Below are 22,558 nucleotides of genomic sequence, written 5' to 3' on the forward strand. Positions count from 1 at the left end.
TCTATGGTTCGGCATCTTGGTTCGATGCCTTGGGGTAATGCTTACCCTGCGCTTACCGAGTCTGTGCTCAGCGCCGTGACCAGGTCGCCGATGCTCTCCTTGCCGAGCAGCCGCTGCACCGCGACCTCCTTGCCGTGGCTGTCCCGCAGCCTGCCCCGCAACTGCATGGCCATCAGGGAGTCGAGCCCCAGCTCGCGCAGGCTCAGCCGGAGATCGATCCGGTTCGCCGGGGTACCGAGCACATAGGCGGCGTGGTCCAGGACCGTGGTGGCCGGCCCGGCGACGTCCGGCGCGCGGACGGCCTCGGCGGCGGGCTCGTGGGTGCCCTCGGGCGTCGGCCCGCGGGTGACCTCGGGGGAGGGGCCGCTGGTGGGCCCGGCGGCCGGCTCCGTGCCCGCGAGTCTGCGCATGCCCACGCCGGTGAACTCGGCGGCGACCCGCCCGTCTTCGGCGACGAGCAGGATGTCCGCCCGGCCGCCGGACGGGACGTCACCCGTGCCCGGCACCGTGGTGAACCGCACCACCGACCAGTACGCGTCCCCCTCCAGAGGACCCGTCAGCCGCACCCGCTCCACGGACTCGGTGAGATAGACGCAGGTCGCCGCGTCCGGCGCGCCCGAGTGCGGCCAGGCCGCCACCACCGGAAGCAGCCCCGCCTCCAGGGCCGCGGGGCCGCCGGCCGCGGGCACGGCGAGCCGTGCCACGGCCTCGCCGTCGCGGCGCCAGACCCGGTCCGCCGTGCGCAGCCGCTCGTCGAGGAGATAGCCGCGCGCCTCGGCCCGCCGGTAGAACTCGACTCCCGGCACGTACTCCGTGCAGCGGGTGAGCGCCAGATCGAGCGCGCGCTGCCCGTCGGTCCCGGCGACCTGACCCGCCGGGGCGGCCCGGAGCAGGCCCGTCACCCAGGGCGGCGCGCCGGGCTCGGCCGCCGGTCCGACGGTGAAGCGGTGCAGTCCGGGCGTCTCCTCTGGGGTCAGCCGGACCCGGGCCACGGTCTCCGCGGCCTCGGGCCACTGCGGGAGTCCGGGGCCGAACCGTATCTCTTCGAGCGTGAACCCGCCGTCCGGCAGCACGTCCTGGGCGAGCGCGGTGACCGCGCCGAAGTACGCCGGCGGCGGTACGGGACGCAGCCCGCGCACCGTGAGACCCTCGCCGAGGTCGGCGAGGCCGAGCCGGCGCAGGGCGATGTCCCGGCCGTACGAGCCCGGCGACGCGCCCGGGCCGTCGGTCGCGAGCGACGCGGGCGGCGCGACCGGGACGGGCGGCTCGGGGGCGTACCGCTCCTCGTCCCAGACGTAGAGCGGCAGGGGCACCCGGCGTGCCATGACAGCGTTGTCCGTGACGCCGTGGTCCGCGACGCGCCCTGCCGTGACGCCGTCGTCCCTGACGCCGTTGTCCATGGTGCCGTCGTCCGTGGCGCGCCTGTCCGCGACGCCGTGGAAGCGGTGCCAGTCGACGGGTACGCCGAGGGCGAAGGCCCGCCCCAGTGCCCGGACCGCCGCCGACGTGCCGTCCTGCTCCTTGAGCAGCGTCGGCAGTCCCGTGCCGGGCAGGCCGCCGGCCGCCTCGATGTCCCGCACGGCGTGGACGAGCACCGGGTGCGGGCTGACCTCGATGAAGACGCGGTCCCCGGTCTTCGCCGCGGTCTCCACCGCCTCCCGGAAGCGGACCGGCCGGCGCAGGTTCTCCTGCCAGTACGCGGCGTCGAGGTCTCCGCCCTCCACCGGCACGCAGCGGGTCGTGGAGAACATCGGGGTGTGCGGGGCCGCGGGTCGCAGCTCGCGCAGTGCGGCGCGCAGGTCGTCGGCTATCTCGTCCATGAGCGGCGAGTGCGAGGCGACGTTGACGCGCACGATCCGGCAGAACGTGCCCTGTTCGTCGAGGCGTCGCGCGATCCGCTCCAGGGTGCCGGTGTCGCCCGCGAGGACCGTGGCCGCGGGCCCGTTCTCGGCCGCGACGCACACGCCGTCGCCGTACGCGGCCGCGAGCCGGGCCGCCTCGGCCGCGGGCAGTTCCACGGAGAGCATCGCCCCGCGCCCGGCGAGCCGCTGCATCAGAGCGCTGCGGCGGCAGATCACGGCGGCGGAGTCCCGCAGGGACAGCGCGCCCGACACGTACGCCGCGGCGGCCTCGCCCATGCTGTGGCCGAGGCAGAGGGCGGGTTCCACGCCCATGGCCCGCCAGTGCGCCGCCAGGGAGACCTGCACGGCCCACAGCGCGGGCTGCACCCGGTCGACCGTGTCGGGGAAGACGTCGTCGTCCCGGGTCAGCAACTCGAGCACGGACCAGCCGGACTCCTTCCGTACGGCGGCGTCGCAGGCGTCCATCGCCGAACGGAACGCCGTCGACGAGCGCAGCAGGTCGCGGGCCATCCCCGCCCACTGCGAACCCTGCCCGGGGAAGACGAAGACCGGCTCGCGGTCGGCGCCGAAGGCCGCCTCGGCGGTGCCGCCGTGGGGCGACTCGCCGCCGTCGGCCAGAGTGCGCAGGACTCCGGCGAGTTCGTCGTGGGTCGTGCCGACGGCCCACAGGCGGTAAGGGTGCGGGTCCCGGTCGAGGGCGGCGCTGCGGCAGATGTCCCGCAGCGGGGTGGCGTGGCCCGGTCCGCCCGGTTCCAGATGGGCGGCGTAGCGGGCGGCGAGCCCGCGCAGGGAGCGCTCCGAGCGGGCGGACAGGACGAGGAGGTGCGGCGCGGGCGCGCCGGCCGGCCCGTCGGCGGCGGGGTCCTCCGTGGCCGGGTCCTCGGTGGCCGGGTCCTCGGTGGCCGGGGCGGACGCGGAGGCGGGTCCGGTGTCGGGGACGTACTCGCCGATCACCACGTGCGCGTTGGTCCCGGAGATGCCGAAGGAGCTGACGCCGACGACGGCCGGGCGGCCGTCCGTCTCCAGCGGGGTGTTCTCGGTGACGACCCGGACGGGCAGATCCCCGTCCCGCAGCAGTGCGTTGGGGTTGCCGGTGTGCAACGAGGCCGGCACCCGGCGGTGACGGACCGCCAGAACGGCCTTGACGAGGCCCGCGAGACCGGCGGCCGCCTCCGTGTGGCCGATGTTGCTCTTCACCGAGCCGACCAGAAGAGGACGGTCCACGGGTCCCCCGGAGCCGTAGAACTCGGCCAGGGCGCGCAGTTCGACGGCGTCGCCGACGACCGTGCCGGTGCCGTGCGCCTCCACGTAGTCCAGGCGGGCGGGCTCGATGCCGGCGGCGCGGCAGGCTTCCCGCAGCATCGCGACCTGTCCGGTGACGGCCGGCTGGAGCAGCAGGCCGCTGCCCTGCCCGTCGTTGGTCACGGCGCTGCCGTGGAGCACGGCGAGCACCGGGTCGCCGTCCCGCAGCGCGTCCGGCAGCCGCTTGAGGATCACGGCGGCGACGCCCTCGCTGCGCACGAAGCCGTCGGCGTCCGCGCTGCCGAACTTGCAGCGGCCGTCCGGGGCGAGCATGTGGCCCTGGGAGTAGGCGATCGAATCGGTGGGGGAGAGCAGCACGTTGACACCGGCGGCGACGGCGAGGTCGCTCTCGCCGGTGAGCAGGCTCTGCCGCGCGGAGTGCACCGCGACCAGGGAAGAGGAACAGGCCGTGTCGAGGACGACGCTCGGTCCGCGCAGGTCGAGGGCGTAGCTCAGCCGGCCGGCCGTGACCGCCCGGAGCCGTCCGCCCGCCATCGCGCGGACGTCGGCGACGGCCGCGTCGCCCGCCGCCTCGGCGTACTCGGCCGTGGCCTGGCCGACGAAGACGCCGCCGCGGCTGCCCGCGAGCGACGAGGGCCGGATCCCCGCCTGTTCCAGGGCCTCCCACACCACGTGGAGCAGCAGCCGCTGCTGCGGGTCCATGGTGCGGGCCTCGCGGGGCGACAGGCGGAAGAACGGCGCGTCGAAGGCGTACACGTCGTCGATGAAGCCGCCGTGCCGGGACACGGTGCGGCCCGGCGTGCCGGACTCGCCGGCGTAGTGCGGCGACACGTCGAACCGGTCCTCAGGGATCGCGGTGATCGCATCGCGGTTCTCTTCAAGCAGTGCCCAGTACGCGTCCACCCCCCGAGCGCCAGGGAACCTGCATCCCATGCCGACGACGGCGACGGAAGGCACCCCGCTGGTCTCGTTCTGGCTCACCACCACGGACTCCTATCGGTAATCGGGCTCACACACGAGTTCAAACATGCATGCCGAGCCAAACTTATTCTTCGGTTTTGCACAAGGCCGATCGGTTCCGCTTTGTCGGGTTCGAGGGGGCGCTATTCGGCCGTTATGCCCCGGAGGGTGGCCGAACCTTTGTCGAGGCGTATGCACCCCGTAAAAGTGGACTTGCGTACAGCGATGGCCTTCGGTCTATGGTTGCATCGCAGCTCATGAACGCCGGGGCGTGACCCGCACCGGCGCACCCCGGCGGGGCGGCACCCCCACACCTCGGGGTGGTGTCCCGCCCTTGATGAGGAGATGCCGTCATGCCCAGACCCGTGGTGGTGGTGAGCGACCCGCTGCCGGACGACACGCTGGCCCCCCTGCGCGCCGCGTGCGACGTCCGCAGGGCCGACGGACGCGACCGCGAGGAACTCCTCGCCGCCGTCCCCGACGCGACCGTGCTGATCGTGCGCAGCGGTACGCGGGTGGACCGCGAGGTCCTCGACCGCGCGCCGCGGCTGAAGGGCGTCGTGCGCGCCGGAGCCGGACTCGACAACGTCGACACCGAGGCCGCGCGCGACGCCGGAGTGGCCGTCGCCAACACGCCCGGCGCGAACGCCGTCAGCGTCGCCGAACTGACCGTCGGCCTCGCGATCGCCCTCGCCCGCCGCATCCCCGACGCCGCGCAGCACGTCCGCCAGGGCGAGTGGGACCGCGCCGCCTTCCAGGGCGCGGAACTCGCCGGCCGCACCGCGGGCGTCCTCGGCCTCGGCCGCATCGGCCGCCAGGTCGCGCGCCGTCTGGGCGCCTTCGACATGACCGTGCTCGCCCACGACCCGTACGTCTCCGACGACGACTGCCGGTGTGCGGGCGCCGAGCCGGTCGGCCTCGGCCAACTCCTCGCTCGCGCGGACCTCCTGACGGTGCACCTGCCCCGCAACCCCGCGACCGAGGGCCTTCTCGGCGAGCGCGAACTCGCCCTGGTCAAGCCCGGCCTCCACCTCGTCAACACCTCCCGCGGCGGCATCCTCGACGAGGACGCCCTCACCCGCGCCCTCAAGGACGGCCGCGTGGCCGCCGCCGCGCTCGACGTCTTCGCCGTCGAACCGCCTCGCGAATCACCGCTCGTCGGCCTGCCGAACGTCCTGCCGACCCCGCACCTGGGTGCGGGCACGGCGCAGGCGCAGCGGCGGGCCGGCGAGGAGGCGGTGCGGATCGCCCTGGAGATGGTGGCGGCGCAGGCGCCCGGGGTGGAGCGGGAGTTACCGGCCCCCGCTCCTGTCCCCGCTCCTGCTGTCCCCGTTCCCGCTGTCGCCGCCTCCACCGCCACCCGCCTCGACCCCGCCCGCTGCGCCGACGCCGTACACGCCCTCATGCCGCGGGTGCGCGAAGAGCTCGCCGAGCTCGTGGCGCTGCGCTCCGTCGCCGGGGACGGGCCGGAGCCGTCCGCCGACTGCGAGCGGGCCGCGCGCTGGGTCGCCGACGCGTTCGCGGCCGAGGGCTTCGACGTGGAGCTGCTGCGGACGGACGACGGCGCGGCCACCGTCCTCGGGCGGCTGCCCGGGCCGGCCGGGGCGCGGGAAGTGGTGCTGTACGGGCACTACGACGTCGTGTCCGAGGGTGACCACGACCGCTGGACCACGCCGCCGTTCACGCTGACCGAGCGGGACGGGCGCTGGTACGGGCGGGGCGCGGCGGACTGCAAGGGCAACGTCCTGATGCATCTGGCGGCGGTGCGCGCGCTGCGGCGGTCGCTGCCCGGGGACGGCCCGCTCCCCGTGTCGCTCACCGTTCTCGTGGAGGGCGCCGAGGAGCGGGGCCGGGGGAGCCTGGAGCGGCTGCTCGCCGAGCGGCCGGAGCTGCTCGCGCCCGACGCCGTGCCCGATGCCGTGCTCGTCGCGGACTCGGGGAACTTCGAGGCGGGCGTGCCGACGCTCACGACCTCGCTGCGCGGGATGGCGGTGGCCGAGGTGACCGTGTCGACGCTGCGCGGGGACCTGCACTCGGGGCAGTTCGGCGGCCCGGTCCCGGACGCGATGACGGCGCTGCTGCGCGCGCTCGCGTCGCTGCACGACGAGAACGGCGACTGCGCGGTCGCCGGCCTGGAGCCGCCCGTTCCGCCGCCGAGCCCCGCCGGCTACCCCGAGGACCGGCTCCGCACCGACGCCGGAGTCCTCGACGGCGTACGCCTGATGGGCACCGGCAGCGCCGCGCAGCGGCTCTGGACGCGGCCCGCGGCGACGGTCCTGGCCGTCGACGGGCCCGGGCCCGGGGACGCCGTGCCCGCGCTGCGGGCCACCGCGACGGCGTTGGTCAGCCTGCGTCTGCCGCCCGGTACCGACCCGGCGCACGCCCATCAGGCGCTCGCCGGCCACCTGCGGCGGGCCGTGCCCTTCGGCGCCCGGCTCGACATCAGGCGCGTCACCACCGGGGCCTCCTTCCGCGGCCGCGCCGACGGCCCCGCGCACCGGGCCATGAGCGCGGCCATGGCGGCGGCGTACGGGCGTGAGCCGCTGGTCATCGGGGCGGGCGGGTCCATCGCGCTGTGCAGCACGCTGCAGGCGCTCCACCCGGACGCGGAGATCCTGCTGTTCGGCGTGGAGGATCCCGAGGCCCGTATCCACGCGCCCGACGAGAGCGTGAACCCCGGCGAGATCGCCGCCACAGCCCTCGCGGAAGCGCTGTTCCTTGACCGCTTCGCGCACAACTGACGAGGCGCCGGCCCGCCGGCGCCGCCCTTCGGTGGAACGGGGAACCCGTGATCTTCCAGCACGCGCATGAAATCATCACCGACGACATATTCGTCAGGCTCGACGAACTCGTCCCCGGCAGTGAGTCCTTCCTCAAGATCGAAGGATGGAACCCGGCGGGCTCCATCAAACTGAAGTCCGCCGTGGGCATGATCGAGGACGCCGAACGGCGCGGCCTGCTCTGGGCCGGCGGCCGGATCATCGAGTCCTCGTCCGGCAGCCTCGGCATCGCCCTGGCCATCGTCGCCGCCGGCAAGGGCTACCGCTTCACCTGCGTCACCGACCCCAACATCTCCCCGCAGAGCCTCGCGCTGATCCGGGCCCTGGGCGCCGACGTCATCCAGGTCGACCGGCGCGACGCCAACGGCGGCTTCCTCGGCACCCGGATCGCCCGCATCCAGCAGGAACTGGCCGCGGACCCGAAGCTGATCTGGCTCAACCAGTACGCCAACCCGTCCAACCCGGACGCGCACGCCCGCTCCACGGCGACCTCGATCCTGCGCCACATCGGCCGGGTCGACCAGCTCTTCGTCGGCGCCGGAACCACCGGCACCCTGATGGGCTGCATCCGGCACTTCCGGGCCTTCTCGCCCACCACGAAGATCGTCGCCGTCGACACGGCCGGATCCGTCACCTTCGGGCACCCGCCGGGCCCCCGCCACATCCCCGGCCTCGGCACCAGCCGCCGCCCCGAGCTGTGCCGCCCGGAGGCCGTCGACGAGGTCGTGCTCGTCCCCGAGGCGGACGCCATCCGGATGTGCCGCCGCCTCGCGGCCGAACGGGGCCTGCCCGTCGGCGGCTCCACCGGATCCGTGGTCGCCGCGGTGGAGCGCTCCGCCGCGCTGATCCCGCCCGGCTCGCGTGTGGTGGCGCTCTCGCCCGACACCGCCGACCGCTACATCCACACGGTCTACGACGACGAGTGGGTCGCCCGGACCTACGGCCCCGAGACGCTCTCCCGCATCCACGGCGGCGACACCTGCCCCGTCATCCACGGCGGCGACACCTGCCCCGTACCCGCCTGACCTTCCCTCGACTGCCGGAGGATCACATGACGTCCCCCACCACCCGCCCCTTCGACTTCCAGGTCGTCGGCGGCACCGCCATCCGCTCCCTCATCGCCGACTCCCGCGCCGACATCGTCCGGACAGTCCGCGCCGCCTACCTCACCCACCACGACGGCGACTCCGTCAACCCGAACAGCTACTTCCTGCGCTTCCCCGACAAGCCGGACGCCCGGATCATCGCCCTGCCCGCCTACCTGGGCGGCGAGCACGACGTCGCCGGCCTCAAGTGGATCGCCAGCTTCCCGCAGAACATCCACCACAACGTGCCCCGGGCCTCCGCCGCGCTGCTCCTCAACGACTACGAGACCGGCTACCCCTTCGCCTGTCTCGAAGCCTCCCAGATCAGCGCCGCCCGCACCGCCGCCTCCGCCGTGCTCGGCGCCGAGGAACTGCACGGCAGCCGCGACGCCCGCCGGATCACCGTCGTCGGCGCCGGCGTCATCGCCCGCAACATCGTCGAGTTCTTCGACGCGCAGGGCTGGACCGCCGACCGGTACGTCATCCACGACCGCGTCGCCGGCTACGCGGACGCGCTCCAGCGGCACGTGACGCGCCTCGGCCACCGGGCCGAGCGCGAGGACGACTTCGAGCGGGCCGTCGACGGCGCCGACGTCGTCGTCTTCGCCACCACGGCCGGCGCGCCCTGGGTCACCCGGCCCGGCACCTTCACCGCCGGACAGACCGTCCTGCACGTCTCGCTGCGCGACCTCGCCCCGGAGATCGTCGCCGAGTCCCAGAACATCCTCGACGACATCGACCACTGCATGACCGCCGGCACCTCCCCGCACCTCGCGGAACAGGCGTACGGCCACCGCGACTTCCTCGACGGCACCCTCGCCCAGGTGTTGCGCGGCGAGGTCAAGCCCGCGACCGGCCGGCCCCGCGTCTTCTCCCCGTTCGGCCTCGGCGTCCTCGACCTGGCGGTCGGCCTGAGCGTCTACCGCGCCGCCGTCGAGCGCGGACTGGCCGTCGCCGTACCGGACTTCTTCGGCGAGACCGAGCGCTGGGGCTAGCCACGCCGCCGAGACGCGCCCCCGCGCCCACCACCCCCGACCAGGAGAACCCGTCGTGACCACCCTTCCCGCCGCTCCGTCCGCACCCGCCTCCGCCGGCCGCGCCGCCGCCCCGGCCTGGGGCGCCGCCCGCTCCGCCGACATCGCCGCCCTCGCCGCGCGCTACGCCGAGAGCTTCCCCTGGTACGGCCGGCTGCTCGACGCCCGCGGTGTCCGCGGCTCCGGACGCCTGACGGACCTGCCGATCGTCGACCCGGCGCTGCTCACCGAGCACTACTACACCGCCGACCACGGGCATCTCCCCGACGCCTCCGCCTACTTCACCTCCGGCACCTCCACCGGACTGCGCAAGCGGATCCTCTACAGCCCCGCCGACGACGACGCCTACGCCGCCCAGCGCAAGGCGCTCTTCCAGGAGTTCGCCGGCGACCTCCCGGCCGGCTCGCCCGCCGTCGCCGACCTCGGCACCGGACACGCCGCCGCCTCCGCCCGCCGCATCTTCGAGGAGATGGGCTTCCGGGCCCACGACATCGACTTCCAGCTGCCCATCGAGCAGCACGTCGAGAAGCTCAACGCATGGCAGCCCGAGCTGCTCTTCACCATGCCGATGATCCTCGACCGGCTCATGCGCTCACCCGGACTCGCCATCGCGCCCCGCAGGATCATCGTGGTCGGCGACCTCGCCCCCGAGAACTGGCGCCGCCAGGTCGCCCGCCACTTCCGCATCGGCTTCGGCGAGGTGCTCGACCTCTTCGGCAGCATCGAGATCGGCGCCATCGCCCACCACGACGCGCGCACCGGCCTCTACCACTTCCACGACCACATCCTCCCCGAGGTCATCCCGCCCCACGAGCTGTACGCGGACGCCGGCGCGGGCACCCCGGGCGCCGGCGGCGGCAGCGGCGCCCTGCTCCTCACCTCCTTCACCCGCGCCTACTTCCCCGCCCTGCGCTACGTCACCGGCGACGTGATCACCGGACTGCAGGAGATCACCCTCGACGGCCGCACCGTCCACGCCTTCCAGCGCATCGACGGCCGGCTCGGCGGCGACTTCAAGCACGGCGAGCGGATCAGCAACCACGACGTCTGCGCCGCCATGGCCGAGGTGTTCCCGCGCCGGCCCTTCGAGGTCGCCAACGACGACGGGCTGCGCATCCGGGTCGTGACCGACCGCGTCACCGACCGCGAACTCAGTGCCCTCCGGCGCCTGTTGCGGGAGGCGGCACCGGACGTCGCCCAGATGATCGACTCCGGCCTGGTCGGTGAGATCGAGGTCGTCGCCGTGCCCGCCGACGGCATCGGGACCGACCACGCGAAGCGGCGCTTCGACGTGAAGGAGGGCTGAGCCATGTGCGGCATCGCCGGAACCGTCTCCTTCGGCACGGCCGAACCCCTCACCGGCTTCCCCGCCGCCGCCTGCGCCGCCATGGCGCACCGCGGCCCCGACGAGGAGGGCTACCACCACGACGCGCACGCCGCGCTCGGCATGTGCCGGCTCAGGGTCATCGGCCTCGCCGACGGCTCCCAGCCCGCGTACAGCGAGGACCGCGGCATCGTCGTCGTCCTCAACGGCGAGATCTACAACCACCGGGCGCTGCGCCGCTTCCTCGCCGACCGGGGCCGCCCGGTGCGCGGCGGCAGCGACGCGCACATCCTGCCCGCGCTGTACGAGGTGCTCGGCGAGGGTTTCGTCGACCGGCTGCACGGCATGTACTCGATCGCCGTGCACGACACCCGTACCGGCCGGCTGCTGCTCGTCACCGACCGGGTCGGCAAGAAGCCGCTGTTCTACACCCGGCTCGCGGACGGCACCGTGGTGTTCGCGTCCGAGCTGAACGCGCTGATGCGCCACCCGGGCATCGACCGGGCGATCGACCCGCTCGCCGTCGACCAGTACCTCTCCTACCGGGTCGTGCCCGCCCCGCACACCATCTACCGGGACGTGCGCAAGGTCGAGCCCGGCACCGTCCTCGACTTCGAGGCCGGCCGGCCCGAGAAGCAGCGCCGCTACTGGCGCTTCGAGTTCACCGCCGACCCGGCCGAGGCCGCGGACCCGCGCCGCGCCGTGGACACCGTCGACGCGCTGATCCAGCGGGCCGTCGCCGACCGCCTGGAGTCGGAGGTGCCGCTGGGCGCCATGCTCAGCGGCGGACTCGACTCCAGCCTCGTCGTCGCCGTCGCCGCCCGCCGGCTGGGCCGCCGTCTGCACACCTTCTCCGTCGGCTTCGAGCACGACGCCTTCGACGAGTCCGCGTACGCCCGGCTGGTCGCCGACCACTGCGGCACCGAGCACCACACGTACCGCATCGGCGTCGCCGACGCCCGGCGGTCCGTCGACCGGATCCTCACGCACATGGGCGAGCCGTACGCCTTCCCGTCCGCGATCGCCGCCGACTGCATGTACCGGCTGGCCCGCGAGCACGTCACCGTCGTCCTCACCGGCGACGGCTCCGACGAGATCTTCGCCGGCTACCGGCGCTACCGCACCTTCCAGCAACTTCCCGACATAGAACCGGCGTTGGCATCGAGGATCGACACCGAGGCGCTGGCCGCGGGCGACGGCTCCATCGCCGACCGCTACCAGGCCGTCCTCGTCGACGGAGTGCGCGGGGGACTCAAGCACCGCCTGTACGACCCCGCCTTCACCGCGCGGCTTCCCGAGTACCCCGTCAACCACCTGCGCGACCGCTTCGCCCGCACCGCCGCGCACCGGCCCGACCTCGACCGCGTCATGGAGGTCGACTGCGGCTTCTGGCTGCCCGACGCGCAGCTCGTCAAGATCGACCGGATGGCGATGGCCCACTCCGTCGAGCCGCGCAGCCCGCTCCTCGACCACCGGCTCATCGACTACGTCACCCGCATACCCGCGTCCGCCAAGCTCGTCGACGGCAACGAGAAGCTCCTGCTCAAGCAGGTCGCCGCCCGCTACGTGCCGGACTCCGTGATCCACCGGCCCAAGCAGGAGCTGGCCGTCCCGCTGGAGAGCTGGCTCGGCACCGCGCTGCGCCCCGACATCCAGGCCACGCTGCTGTCCGAATCGTCCCTGGAACGCGGCTACTTCGCCCCGGACGCGCTGCGCGCCTTCGTCACCGCCTTCCGCCCCGAGCACACCTACGCCCTGTGGACGCTCTACATGCTCGAGCGCTGGCACCAGCTGCACACCGACGCCCAGGCGGCCCCGGCCCCCGCGGCCTCCCTGCGCACCGCCGGCCGCTGACCCGCCGGCCGCCGACCCGCGGGCCCCTGCCCCGCCCGCCGGCCCCCTACCGGAAAGGACCCACCATGACCAGCGCCCCCGACCTCGCCGTCCCGGCCCGCGGCACGGCCATGCCCGCCGAGGCCGCCCGGCTCGCCGCGAGCTACGACCCCGAGCGCCTCCTCGCCGAACTCGACGCCGCCCGCACCCGCACCTGGGAGAAGCAGCGCGTCTACTCCGAGTCCGGAGTCGGCGCCGCCACCGACGTCGACTGGCGCTGCCTCGCGCTGCGCAGCCCCGGCGGCGACGGCACCCGCACCGACCCCGGCGGCCCCGGCCCGCGCGACTTCGCGCCCACCGAGTGGCTCGACGGCATGCCGTACGTCCGCGAGGTGCTCGACTCCATCCCGGCGCCGCTGCACGCCGTCCGCTTCATGGCGCTCGGCACCGACACCGTCGGCATCGACCACACCGACCCCAAGTACGGCCCGCGCTGGGGCGTGGCCCGGCTGCACGTCCCCGTCACCACCAACCCGAAGGCGCTGCTCGTCCTCGACGGCGTCACGCACCGCTGGCAGCCCGGCGAGTTCTGGTTCGGCGACTTCAGCCGGGTCCACCACGTCGAGAACACCGGCCCCGAGCCGCGCGTCCACCTCGTGATCGACGCGCTCGTCACGCCCGGCCTGGCCCGGGTCTTCCCCACCGAGTGGCAGGAGTACTTCGACTCCGGCGAGGTCCTCTGCAACCGCCCCAGCTGCGGCCAGCGCGCCGAGGAACGCACCCGCCTGGAGTGCTCGTTCGAGATCCCCACGAGCTTCCCGCTGTGGGAGGAGGCCGGCACCCTCGACGACGACCAGCCCTGGACCCGGGTCACCGTGCGCGACGACGGCACCCAGCTCGTCCTCCACCAGGGCGATCAGGCCACCGGCCAGCCGTACGCACTGGTCCACATCGACGCGAACGAGTACCGGCTCGCCGGCTGGAGCGAGGAGCGCACCCTCCAGCTCTTCCTCGACGGCATGCAGCCGCACGCCGTGCTGCGGATCCGCGAGGGCCGAACCGTCACCGAGCGGTCGGTGCCGGCGGTGCCCGGCCCGCGGAACGGCAACGGGCGGTGAACCGGTGAACAAGAACGCCCAGCCGCCCTGCCGGCCCCCCGCCCTGCTCCTGATCACCGATCTCGTGGTGATCTGCCGCCACCTCCAGCTGCTCACCGACGCCGAGAGCCGCGGCCTCGCCGTCCTCGCCGTCGTCGGCCCGGAGACCCCGGCCGACCGGCTCGCCGCGCACCGCGCCGACCCGGCCCACCCGCTGTCCCGGGCCACCGAGGTCGTCCACGTCCCCGACTGCTCGCTCGACACCCTCGTCGGCGCCGTCCACGGACTGCTGCGCGCCTACGACGTGAAGGCCCTGCTCAACTGCGGCGAGGTGTTCGCCGAACCCGCCGGCACGCTCGCCGAGGCGCTCGGACTGCCCGGCCCCGGCGCCCACGCGGCCCGCGTCTCCCGGAACAAGGTGCTCCAGCGGCTCGCCGCGCCCGACCTCGCCCCCCGCTGGACCCTGGTGGGCGCCGAGGCCCGGGCCGCCGCCCGCGAGACCGACGGGGACGACGGCGGCGCGGCCGAGGAAGCCCTCGGGCGCCTGCTCGGTGACGTACCGCTGCCCGCCGTGCTCAAGCCCGCCGGCCGGATGTCCAGCTCCGGCGTACGGGCCGTCGACACGCTCGCCGAACTCGGCGCCGAACTCGCCCACTACCCCGAGGACGAGACGCTGCTCCTGGAGGAGCGGGCCCGCGGCGCCGAGTACTCCGTCGAGGCCCTCGTCTACGCCGGCGAGACCGTCTGGGCGGGCGTCACCGCCAAGGACACCAACGAGTGCGCCACCCGCTGGTTCACCGAGACCGGCCACACCTCGCCCGCACCGGCGCTCGGCGCCGCCGACGAGGCCCGGCTCCTGGCGGCCAACGCGCGGCTCCTGGACGCCATCGGCTTCGGGACCGGGATGAGTCACGCCGAGTTCCGGCTCGGCCCCGACGGCGTCGTCCTGATGGAGGTCGCCGTCCGCCCGCCCGGCGACGCCATCACCAAGCTGTGGCACCTCGCCTCCGGGCGCCCCCTGGAGCCCGCGCTCCTCGACCTGGCCCTCGGGGAGCGGCCGCTGGTCGCCCCGGCCCGCCGCCGCGCCCGGCAGCTCTACCTGGACCATCCGCACGGCGCACTCGCCGACGTGACCTGCGACGAGACCGCCGCCTCCTGGATCACCCGGGACGGCGCCTGGCCCGAGTTCGTCCCCACCACGCCCGACGCCCCGCCCCGGCTCTGCGCCGTGATCGTCACCCGGGAGCCCGGCGACCGGCTCGGCGAACTCACCGACTCCGGCGGCCGCGCCGTGTCGATCGTCGTGGACGCCCCCGAGGGCGAGGACATCCACGCCGTCGCCGAACGCTTCGCCAAGACCGTCCGCGTCCGCACCCAGCCGAACAGGAGCACCCCATGACGCCCACCACGGACGCCGTCACCGGCCCCGGCCGGACCGAGCGGCGGCAGCGCGCCAACGCGGAGGCCGTCCGCCGGATCGTCGCCTCCGAGCCGGTCCTGGTGGACGTCCGCCCCGCGGGCGAGGTCCTGCCCGGCATGACCCCGCGCACCATCCTCACCTCCGGCGCCCCGATGGACTGGGCGTCCTACGAGGGCGGGCAGCGCACCGCCATCATCGGCGCCGTCCTCTTCGAGGGGCTCGCCGCCACCCCCGAGGAGGCCGACGCCCGCCTCGCCTCCGGCGACATCCGCGTCGAGCCCTGTCACGACCACGGCGCGGTGGGCTCGGTCAGCGGCGTCTGCTCGGCGTCCATGCCGGTCCTGGTCGTCGAGGACCGGGCCAACGGCACCACCGGGCACTGCCGGATGAACGAGGGCATCGCCCGCGAGTCGCTCACCTTCGGCGTCAGCAACGACGCCGTCCTGAAGCAGATGGCGTACGTACGGGACGTCATCGCGCCCACGCTCGCCGAGGCCGTCCGCTCGGTCGGCGGGATCCCGCTCCAGCCCGTCATCCGGCGCGCCCTCAACATGGGCGACGACCTGCACAGCCGCAACATCGCGGCCTCGCTGATCTTCCGGGCCAGGATCCAGGAGGCGCTGCTCGCCGCGCGGGACCTCGTCGACGACCGGCGGGCGCTCGACCTGTCGGTGTTCCTCACCGAGTCCGAGTACTTCTTCCTGCACCTGTCGATGGCCGCCGGCAAGGCCGCCGCCGACGCCGCGTCCGGCATCGCCGGCAGCAGCGTCGTCACCGCGATGACCGTCAGCGGCAAGGAGTTCGCGCTGCGGCTCTCCGGCACCGGCGACCGGTGGTTCCGGCACCCGCTGCCGCCCATCACGAGCCTGCCCATCAAGCTCTTCGACGGTTTCACCCCGGACGACCTGGCCTTCATGGGCGGCGAGTCCACGATCACCGAGACCATCGGCCTCGGCGGGATGGCCGCGGCGGCCGCCATGCCCATGCAGGACTACTCGGCCGGCTCACCCGAGGGCATGGTCGAGCAGACCCACCGGATGTACCGGATCACGCTCGCCGAACACCCGGTCTACCGCATCCCGTTCCTCCGCTTCCGCGGCACGCCCACCGGCATCGACGCCCGCCTGGTCGCCGACACCGGCATCCCGCCCGTGATCCACATGGGCGCCTCGCACCGCGACGGCGGACACATCGGCGCCGGGCTCTTCCTGCCCCCGCTCGCCCCCTTCCAGGCCGCGCTCGACGCCCTGGACGCGCTCGACCCCGATCCGCACGCCCCCCACGCCACCCCCGAGGACCACGCATGACCCACTCGACCGACCACCGGTCCAAGGCCGCGACCGAGCCCGCCGGAGCCGCGGCCGCCCCCGCCGGACGCACCCCGGCGCGCTACTGGCTGGCCACCGTCTCCCTCTCCCTGGCCGTCTTCGCCTTCACCACGACCGAGATGGTCCCGATCGGCCTGCTCACCGCCATCGGCCCCGACCTCGACGTCTCCACCGGCACCACCGGCCTCGCCGTCACGCTCTTCGGCGGCATCGCGGGCCTCGCCGCCCCGTTCATGACCAGCTTCACCCGCACCGTCGACCGCCGGCTGCTCATGCTGGTGCTCGCCCTCGTCCTCATCGCGGGCAACGAACTCACCGCGCTCGCACCGAACTTCGCGGTCCTGATGACGGCCCGGGTGGTGCTCGGCTTCGCCCACGGCCTGATGTGGTCCATCGCCGCCAGCATCGCCCTGCGCCTGGTCGCGCCCAAGGACGCCGTCCGCGCCACCTCCGTGGTCTTCGGCGGCATCTCCGTCGCCTCCGTGATCGGCGTCCCGCTCGGCACGTTCATCGGCGAACACACCGACTGGCGCACCGTGTTCCACGCCATCGCCGGGCTCGGCGTCGTCTTCCTGGTCGCCGCCGCCGTGCTGCTGCCCAAGCTGCCGTCCACCAACGCCGCCCGCGTGGCCGACCTGCCCCGGCTGCTGAGGAACGGCAACATCCTCACCGCCGTCGTCATCACCGTCCTCGTCGTCGCCGGGCACTTCGCCGCCTACACCTACCTCGCCCCCTATCTGGAGCAGCGGGCCGGCATCGACCCGAAGATGATCAGCACGATGCTGCTCGTGTACGGAGTCGCCGGCGTCGCCGGCAACTTCGTGGGCGGCGCCGCGGCCGCCCGCAACCTGCGCGGCACCCTGCTCGTCGCCATCGCCGTGCTCACCGCGACCCTGGTCGCACTGCTCGCCGTCGGCCGCTTCCAGCCGGGCGTCTATCTGCTCCTGGTGCTGTGGGGCCTGTCCTTCACCGCCATTCCGGTCTGCGTCCAGACCGTGGTCTTCACCTACGCCGGCGACTCGCCCGAGGCGGCGACCTCGCTGTTCGTCCTCGGCTTCAACGTCTCCGTCGGCCTCGGCTCGCTCGTCGGCGGCCTCATCGTGGACAACGCCGGCCTCACGGCGGTCTTCGTCACCGGCGCCGTCCTGGCCGTGCTCGCCCTGCTCAACGTGGCGCGGCTGAAGAAGGAGGCGACGGCATGACCCCGGCCGCCGCGCCGGAGGCCGTACCGGACACCGAGCTCGGGCTGCTCCCGTCCGCCCGGCCCGTCACCTTCGTCGACGCCGACGGCAACGCCGTGCCGCCCGGGCCCCGGCCCTACCCCGTACCCGACGACACCGAACTCCTCACCGCCCACCGCGCCCTCGTCACCGGCCGGCGCCTCGACCAGCAGGCCACCAACCTGGCCAAACAGGGCGAACTCGCCGTCTACCCCTCGTCGGCCGGCCAGGAGGCCTGCCAGATCGGGGCCGCGCTCGCGCTCGGCCCGCGCGACTGGCTGTTCCCCACCTACCGCGACTGCGTGGCGGTCATGACCCGGGGCGTCGACCCCGTCGAGACCCTCACCCTCATGCGCGGCGACTGGCACTGCGGCTACGACCCCGTCGCCCACCGCGTCGCCCCCCAGTGCACCCCGCTCGCCACCCAGGCGCCGCACGCCGTCGGCCTCGCCCACGCCGCCCGGCTGCGCGGCGAGGACACCGTCGCCCTGGTGCTCATCGGCGACGGGGCCACCAGCGAGGGCGACTTCCACGAGGCGCTGAACTTCGCCGCCGTCTTCAAGGCGCCCGTCGTCTTCCTCGTCCAGAACAACGGCTACGCCATCTCGGTGCCGCTCGACCGCCAGACGGCCGCGCCCTCCCTCGCCCACAAGGGCATCGGCTACGGGATGCCCGGCGAACGCGTCGACGGAAACGACGTCGCCGCCGTCCTCGGCGTGCTGCGCCACGCCGTCGAGCGCGCCCGCGCCGGCGCCGGCCCCATGCTCGTCGAGGCGCACACCTACCGCGTGGAGCCCCACTCCAACGCCGACGACGCCGGCCGCTACCGGGAGGCCGACGAGGTCGCCCGGTGGCGCCGGCGCGACCCGATCGCCCGCCTGGAGACCTACCTCACGGCCCGCGGACTGCTCGACGAGGCCGGCATCCGGGCCGCCGCCGACGCGGCCGAGGAACGCGCGGCGGCGCTGCGCACCGGCCTCGTCCGCTCCGGCCCGCCGTCACCGGAGGCGCTGCTCAGCCAGGTGACGGCCGACGACTCCGCCCAACTCGCCCGCGACCTCGCCCTGGTGCGGCGCGAACTCCTTGACGAGGACGACACCCCATGACCCTTGTGACCGAGACCGGCGCCCGGCCCGCGATACCGGCCGGGCCGCCCGCGCCCGCCGCCCCCGCCGCCGTACCGGCCCTGCGCCCCACCTCCATGGCCGAGGCCCTCAACCGCGCCCTCGTCCACGCCATGGCCTCCGACGACTCGGTCGTCGTCTTCGGCGAGGACGTGGGCCGGCTCGGCGGCGTCTTCCGCATCACCGACGGCCTGCAGTCCGCCTTCGGCGCCGAACGCTGCTTCGACACCCCGCTCGCCGAGTCCGCGATCGTCGGCATGGCCGTGGGGATGGCGATGAACGGCTTCCGCCCGGTGGTGGAGATGCAGTTCGACGCCTTCGCGCTGCCCGCCTTCGAGCAGGTCGTCGGCCATGTCGCCAAGATGCGCAACCGCACCCGCGGCCGGCTGCCGCTCCCCATGGTCATCCGGGTCCCGTACGGGGGCGGCATCGGCGGCGTCGAGCACCACAGCGACTCCTCCGAGAGCTACTACGCGCACACGGCCGGGATCACCGTCGTCGCCCCGGCCACCGTCGCCGACGCCTACAGCCTGCTCCGCGACGCCATCGACCACCCCGACCCGGTGGTCTTCCTGGAGCCCAAGCGGCTGTACTGGTCCCGCCAGGAGGCCGCCCTGCCGGCCCGTACCGAACCCCTCGGCGCGGCCGTCGTCCGCAGGCCGGGCACCGACGCCACCCTGATCGCGTACGGGCCCGCCGTGCCGGTCGCCCTCGAAGCCGCCGAGACCGCCGCCGAGGAGGGCCGCGACCTCGAAGTCGTGGACCTGCGCAGCGTGGCACCGTTCGACGAGGAAACCGTCGTGGAGAGCGTCCGGCGCACCGGCCGGGCCGTCGTGGTGGCCGAGGCGTCCGGCTTCGCGTCGATCGCCGCCGAGCTCGCCGCCCGCGTCACCGAGCGCTGCTTCCACCATCTGCACGCTCCCGTGCGGAGGGTGACGGGACTCCACATCCCCTATCCGCCGCCCAAGCTGGAGCGCCATCACCTGCCCGACGCCGACCGGATCCTCGACGCCGTCGACTCGCTGCAGTGGGAGGACGGGGCGTGAGCGCGCGCGAGTTCCGGCTGCCCGACCTGGGGGAGGGCCTGGTCGACGCGGAGATCGTCCGCTGGCTGGTCGCCGTAGGGGACACCGTCGCCGTCGACCAGCCGCTCGTCGAGGTGGAGACCGCCAAGTCCGTCGTCGAGGTGCCCTCCCCGTACGCCGGTGTCGTCGTCGCCCTGCACGCCCCCGAGGGCGGCACCGTCGCCGTCGACGCGCCGCTCCTCACCGTCGGCGACACCGCGGGCGCGCCGGCCCAACAGGGCTCCGGCAACGTCCTGGTCGGCTACGGGACCGCACCCGACGCGGGTACGAAGGGCCGCCGGCGCCGGCGCGCGACGGCGGCGCACGCCCCGCGGCAGGCCGCCGGGAGCAGCACCCCGGCCCGTGCCGGCGTCGCCCGCCCGGCCGTCTCGGCCGTGCCCGCGGTCCTCTCGCCGGTCGTGCGCCGGCTGGCCGCCGACCGCGGCCTGGACCTGCGCACCCTCCGGGGCACCGGGCCCGGCGGACTCATCACCCGCAGCGACGTCGAGGCCGCCGCCCCGCCCGCCGGCACCGGCACCGCCTCCGTCACCACGGCCGCCTCCGGCACCGACACGACCGTGCCCGGCGGCCCCGCCGTCGCCTCCCGCATCCCGCTCACCGGCGTCCGCCGGACCATCGCCGAGCGCCTCACCCGCTCCGCCGCCGTGCCCACCGCCACGGTGTGGGTCGACGCGGACGTCACCGAGCTCGTCCGACTCCGCGACACCCTGCGCGCCCGCTCCGCCGACGCGCCCGGGCTGCTCGCCCTGCTCGCCCGGATCACCGTCTCCGGACTGCGGCGCTTCCCCGGCCTCAACGCCTCCGTCCACGGCGACGAGATCGTGCGCTACGCCGACGTCGACCTCGGCATCGCCGCCCAGACGCCCCGCGGACTGCTCGTCCCCGTGGTCCGCGGGGCCGGCCGGCTGACCGCCACCGAGACCCAGCGCGAGATCACCCGGCTGGTGGCCGCCGCCCGGTCCGGCGAACTGCCGCCGACCGAACTGACCGGCTCGACCTTCACGTTGAACAACTACGGCGGATTCGGCGTCGACGGCAGCTCACCGCTGCTCAACCCGCCCGAGGCCGGGATCCTCGGCGTCGGCCGGATCCTGGCCCGGCCATGGGTCGTCGACGGACAGCTGACCGTACGTCAGATCTGCCAGTTCGCCCTGGTCTTCGACCACCGGGTCTGCGACGGCGAGACCGCCGGCGGATTCCTCCGCCACGTCGCCGACCTCGCGGAACACCCCGCCCTCGCCCTCGCCGACCACTGACAGCCGCACCTTCACCTGCACACACCGTCACCCGCCACCCCCCACCCCCGTGCCGCCGCGTGCGGAGAACGGAGCCCCCGTGACCCTCTCCCCGGCCTCGTCCGCCGACCGGGCGGGCCTCGTCCCCGAGCTCGCGGCCGACGAGCTCGCCGCCCTCCAGCTGCGCCGCCTGCGCCGGACCCTGCGCCACGCCTACGACCACGTGCCCTTCTACCGCACCTCGTTCGACGCGGCCGGCGTCACCCCCGAGGACTGCCGCACCCTCGCCGACCTCGCCCGCTTCCCCTTCACCACCAAGGCCGACCTGCGCGCCAACTACCCGCTCGGCCTCTGCGCGGTCCCCGAGGAACGGATCAGCCGCATCCACGCCTCCAGCGGCACCACCGGACAGCCCACGATCGTCCCCTACACCGACGGCGACGTGGACCGCTGGTCCGACCTGGTGGCCCGCTGCCTGCGCGCCGCCGGCGTCCGCCCCGGCGACCGGGTCCACATCGCCTACGGCTACGGCCTGTTCACCGGCGGCCTCGGCGCCCACTACGGCGCCGAACGCCTCGGCTGCACGGTCGTCCCGGCGTCCGTCGCGATGACCGGCCGCCAGGTCGGCCTCATCCGCGACCTGCGCCCCACGGTGATCATGGCCACCCCCTCCTACCTGCTCACGCTGCTCGACGAGTGCGAACGGCAGGGCATCGATCCGCGCTCCACCTCGCTGCGCGTCGGCCTCCTCGGCGCCGAGCCGTGGACCGAGTCCATGCGCGCCGAGATCGAGGAGCGGGCCGGCATCGACGCGGTCGACATCTACGGCCTGTCGGAGGCGCTCGGCCCCGGCGTCGCCGGCGAGAGCGTGCGCACCAAGGACGGCGTGCACCTCTGGGAGGACCACTTCCTGCCCGAGGTCGTCGACCCGGCCAGCCTCGCCGTGCAGCACGACGGCAGCCCGGGCGAACTCGTCCTCACCTCCCTCACCAAGGAGGCCATGCCCGTCATCCGCTACCGCACCCGCGACCTCACCCGGCTGCTGCCCGGCACCGCCTTCGGCACCTTCCGGCGCCTGGAACGGGTCCACGGACGCAGCGACGACATGCTCGTCGTGCGCGGAGTCAACCTCTTCCCGTCCCAGGTGGAGGAGGCGGTGCTGCGCACCGACGGCCTGGCCCCGCACTTCCGCGTCGAACTCACCCGCGAGGGACGCCTGGACCGCGTCACCGTACGGGCCGAGGCCCACTCCGCCGCCACCGGCGAGCGGGAACGCACCGAGGCGGGCCGGGCCCTGGTGCGCGCGCTGCGCGAGATCACCGGGCTCGGCATGGCCGTCGAGGTGTGCGAGCCCGGCAGCCTGGAGCGCTCGAAGGGCAAGCTCGACCGGGTCCGGGACCGGCGCGGCACCGACGCCGCGGGCACGGACACCGCGGGAGCGAACACCGCGGGCTCCCCGTGGCGGATACGGTGACCGCCGCCGCCCCGGCCCGCCCCCGCCGCGCGGGCCGGCTCCCGCACAGCCGGGCGACGCTGCTCGACTGCGCCGTGCAGGCGTTCGTCGAGCGCGGCTACGAGGGCACCAGCATGGAGCACCTCGCCGCCCGCCTCAGCATCTCCAAGTCGTCCATCTACCACCACGTCCTGGGCAAGGCGGAGCTGTACGTCCAGGCCCTCGACGAGGCCGCCGCGCGCTTCGCGCCCGTGCTCGACGCGGTGGCCGCGCCCCGCGCCGCCCACCGGGGCACGGACCGCCTCGCCCACTTCGTACGGACGGCGCTCGAACTGCCGGACGACGGGCGGGCGCGCCTCGAACTGCTCCTGAGCATCCGCGACGGCCGGGAGGAGGCGCCGGGCCGAGAGCGACGACGGTGAGCTGTACTCGCTCTCCGGCGGCGATCCGCTGCC

General features: G+C 74.5%; 15 protein-coding genes and 1 pseudogene. 15 read left to right on the forward strand and 1 reads right to left on the reverse strand.

Annotation, left to right across the window (positions count from 1 at the left end):
* Nucleotides 1–41: 41 nt before the first annotated feature.
* Nucleotides 42–4,106: a type I polyketide synthase gene (locus ACWEV0_RS17510; RefSeq protein ID WP_453150172.1), complete on the reverse strand. Its 4,065-nt coding sequence runs from the start codon at nt 4,104–4,106 to the stop codon at nt 42–44.
* A 332-nt stretch (nt 4,107–4,438) separates the two neighbouring features.
* Here ACWEV0_RS17510 and ACWEV0_RS17515 point away from each other — a divergent pair.
* The 15 genes and pseudogenes from ACWEV0_RS17515 to ACWEV0_RS17585 form a co-directional block, all read left to right on the forward strand.
* Nucleotides 4,439–5,332: pseudogene (locus tag ACWEV0_RS17515) on the forward strand (hydroxyacid dehydrogenase); the annotation flags it as partial.
* Between the two features lie 33 nt (nt 5,333–5,365).
* Complete coding sequence (locus ACWEV0_RS17520) at nt 5,366–6,826, forward strand: M20/M25/M40 family metallo-hydrolase (RefSeq protein WP_453150186.1); 1,461 nt, start codon at nt 5,366–5,368, stop codon at nt 6,824–6,826.
* Nucleotides 6,827–6,873: 47 nt separating this feature from the next.
* Nucleotides 6,874–7,890 carry a 2,3-diaminopropionate biosynthesis protein SbnA gene (gene sbnA, locus ACWEV0_RS17525; RefSeq protein WP_453150173.1) on the forward strand — a complete coding sequence of 339 codons (1,017 nt, stop codon included), beginning with the start codon at nt 6,874–6,876 and terminating at the stop codon, nt 7,888–7,890.
* A 26-nt stretch (nt 7,891–7,916) separates the two neighbouring features.
* Nucleotides 7,917–8,945 (forward strand): 2,3-diaminopropionate biosynthesis protein SbnB, encoded by a 1,029-nt coding sequence (gene sbnB / locus ACWEV0_RS17530; RefSeq protein ID WP_453150174.1) that lies wholly within the window; start codon nt 7,917–7,919, stop codon nt 8,943–8,945.
* Nucleotides 8,946–9,000: 55 nt separating this feature from the next.
* Nucleotides 9,001–10,290: a hypothetical protein gene (locus ACWEV0_RS17535; protein ID WP_453150175.1), complete on the forward strand. Its 1,290-nt coding sequence runs from the start codon at nt 9,001–9,003 to the stop codon at nt 10,288–10,290.
* Nucleotides 10,291–10,293: 3 nt separating this feature from the next.
* The gene (asnB, locus tag ACWEV0_RS17540) at nt 10,294–12,162 is read left to right on the forward strand and encodes an asparagine synthase (glutamine-hydrolyzing) (protein WP_453150176.1); all 1,869 of its coding nucleotides are present in this window, start codon (nt 10,294–10,296) and stop codon (nt 12,160–12,162) included.
* Between the two features lie 65 nt (nt 12,163–12,227).
* Nucleotides 12,228–13,259, forward strand: coding sequence for an aspartyl/asparaginyl beta-hydroxylase domain-containing protein (locus ACWEV0_RS17545; protein ID WP_453150177.1), 1,032 nt, complete (start codon nt 12,228–12,230; stop codon nt 13,257–13,259).
* Nucleotides 13,260–13,263: 4 nt separating this feature from the next.
* Entirely contained in the window at nt 13,264–14,637 is a 1,374-nt protein-coding gene (locus ACWEV0_RS17550) for an ATP-grasp domain-containing protein (RefSeq protein ID WP_453150178.1), read from the forward strand.
* The gene (locus ACWEV0_RS17555; protein ID WP_453150179.1) at nt 14,634–15,965 is read left to right on the forward strand and encodes a DUF1116 domain-containing protein; all 1,332 of its coding nucleotides are present in this window, start codon (nt 14,634–14,636) and stop codon (nt 15,963–15,965) included. Before ACWEV0_RS17550 ends, ACWEV0_RS17555 begins: the two co-directional genes overlap by 4 nt.
* On the forward strand, nt 15,962–17,188 hold the full coding sequence (locus ACWEV0_RS17560; RefSeq protein WP_453150180.1) for an MFS transporter: 1,227 nt from the start codon (nt 15,962–15,964) through the stop codon (nt 17,186–17,188). Before ACWEV0_RS17555 ends, ACWEV0_RS17560 begins: the two co-directional genes overlap by 4 nt.
* Entirely contained in the window at nt 17,185–18,312 is a 1,128-nt protein-coding gene (locus tag ACWEV0_RS17565; RefSeq protein ID WP_453150181.1) for a thiamine pyrophosphate-dependent enzyme, read from the forward strand. Before ACWEV0_RS17560 ends, ACWEV0_RS17565 begins: the two co-directional genes overlap by 4 nt.
* Before the next feature lie 95 nt (nt 18,313–18,407).
* Nucleotides 18,408–19,376, forward strand: coding sequence for an alpha-ketoacid dehydrogenase subunit beta (locus ACWEV0_RS17570; protein ID WP_453150187.1), 969 nt, complete (start codon nt 18,408–18,410; stop codon nt 19,374–19,376).
* The gene (locus ACWEV0_RS17575; protein ID WP_453150182.1) at nt 19,373–20,671 is read left to right on the forward strand and encodes a dihydrolipoamide acetyltransferase family protein; all 1,299 of its coding nucleotides are present in this window, start codon (nt 19,373–19,375) and stop codon (nt 20,669–20,671) included. The genes ACWEV0_RS17570 and ACWEV0_RS17575 overlap by 4 nt, the downstream gene beginning before the upstream one ends.
* Before the next feature lie 79 nt (nt 20,672–20,750).
* Entirely contained in the window at nt 20,751–22,124 is a 1,374-nt protein-coding gene (locus ACWEV0_RS17580) for a phenylacetate--CoA ligase family protein (RefSeq protein ID WP_453150183.1), read from the forward strand.
* The gene (locus ACWEV0_RS17585) at nt 22,121–22,525 is read left to right on the forward strand and encodes a TetR/AcrR family transcriptional regulator (RefSeq protein ID WP_453150184.1); all 405 of its coding nucleotides are present in this window, start codon (nt 22,121–22,123) and stop codon (nt 22,523–22,525) included. Before ACWEV0_RS17580 ends, ACWEV0_RS17585 begins: the two co-directional genes overlap by 4 nt.
* The last annotated feature ends 33 nt before the right edge of the window (nt 22,526–22,558 follow it).

The sequence above is a fragment of the Streptomyces sp. NPDC003943 genome, assembly GCF_053605265.1.

What these genes read in the sequence shown, in the direction of transcription:
- sbnB (WP_453150174.1), top strand. Translation starts at nt 7,917, where the DNA reads ATGACGTCCCCCACCACCCGCCCCTTCGACTTCCAGGTCGTCGGCGGC.
- ACWEV0_RS17545 (WP_453150177.1), top strand. Translation starts at nt 12,228, where the DNA reads ATGACCAGCGCCCCCGACCTCGCCGTCCCGGCCCGCGGCACGGCCATG.
- ACWEV0_RS17560 (WP_453150180.1), top strand. Translation starts at nt 15,962, where the DNA reads ATGACCCACTCGACCGACCACCGGTCCAAGGCCGCGACCGAGCCCGCC.
- asnB (WP_453150176.1), top strand. Translation starts at nt 10,294, where the DNA reads ATGTGCGGCATCGCCGGAACCGTCTCCTTCGGCACGGCCGAACCCCTC.
- ACWEV0_RS17565 (WP_453150181.1), top strand. Translation starts at nt 17,185, where the DNA reads ATGACCCCGGCCGCCGCGCCGGAGGCCGTACCGGACACCGAGCTCGGG.
- ACWEV0_RS17570 (WP_453150187.1), top strand. Translation starts at nt 18,408, where the DNA reads ATGGCCGAGGCCCTCAACCGCGCCCTCGTCCACGCCATGGCCTCCGAC.
- ACWEV0_RS17555 (WP_453150179.1), top strand. Translation starts at nt 14,634, where the DNA reads ATGACGCCCACCACGGACGCCGTCACCGGCCCCGGCCGGACCGAGCGG.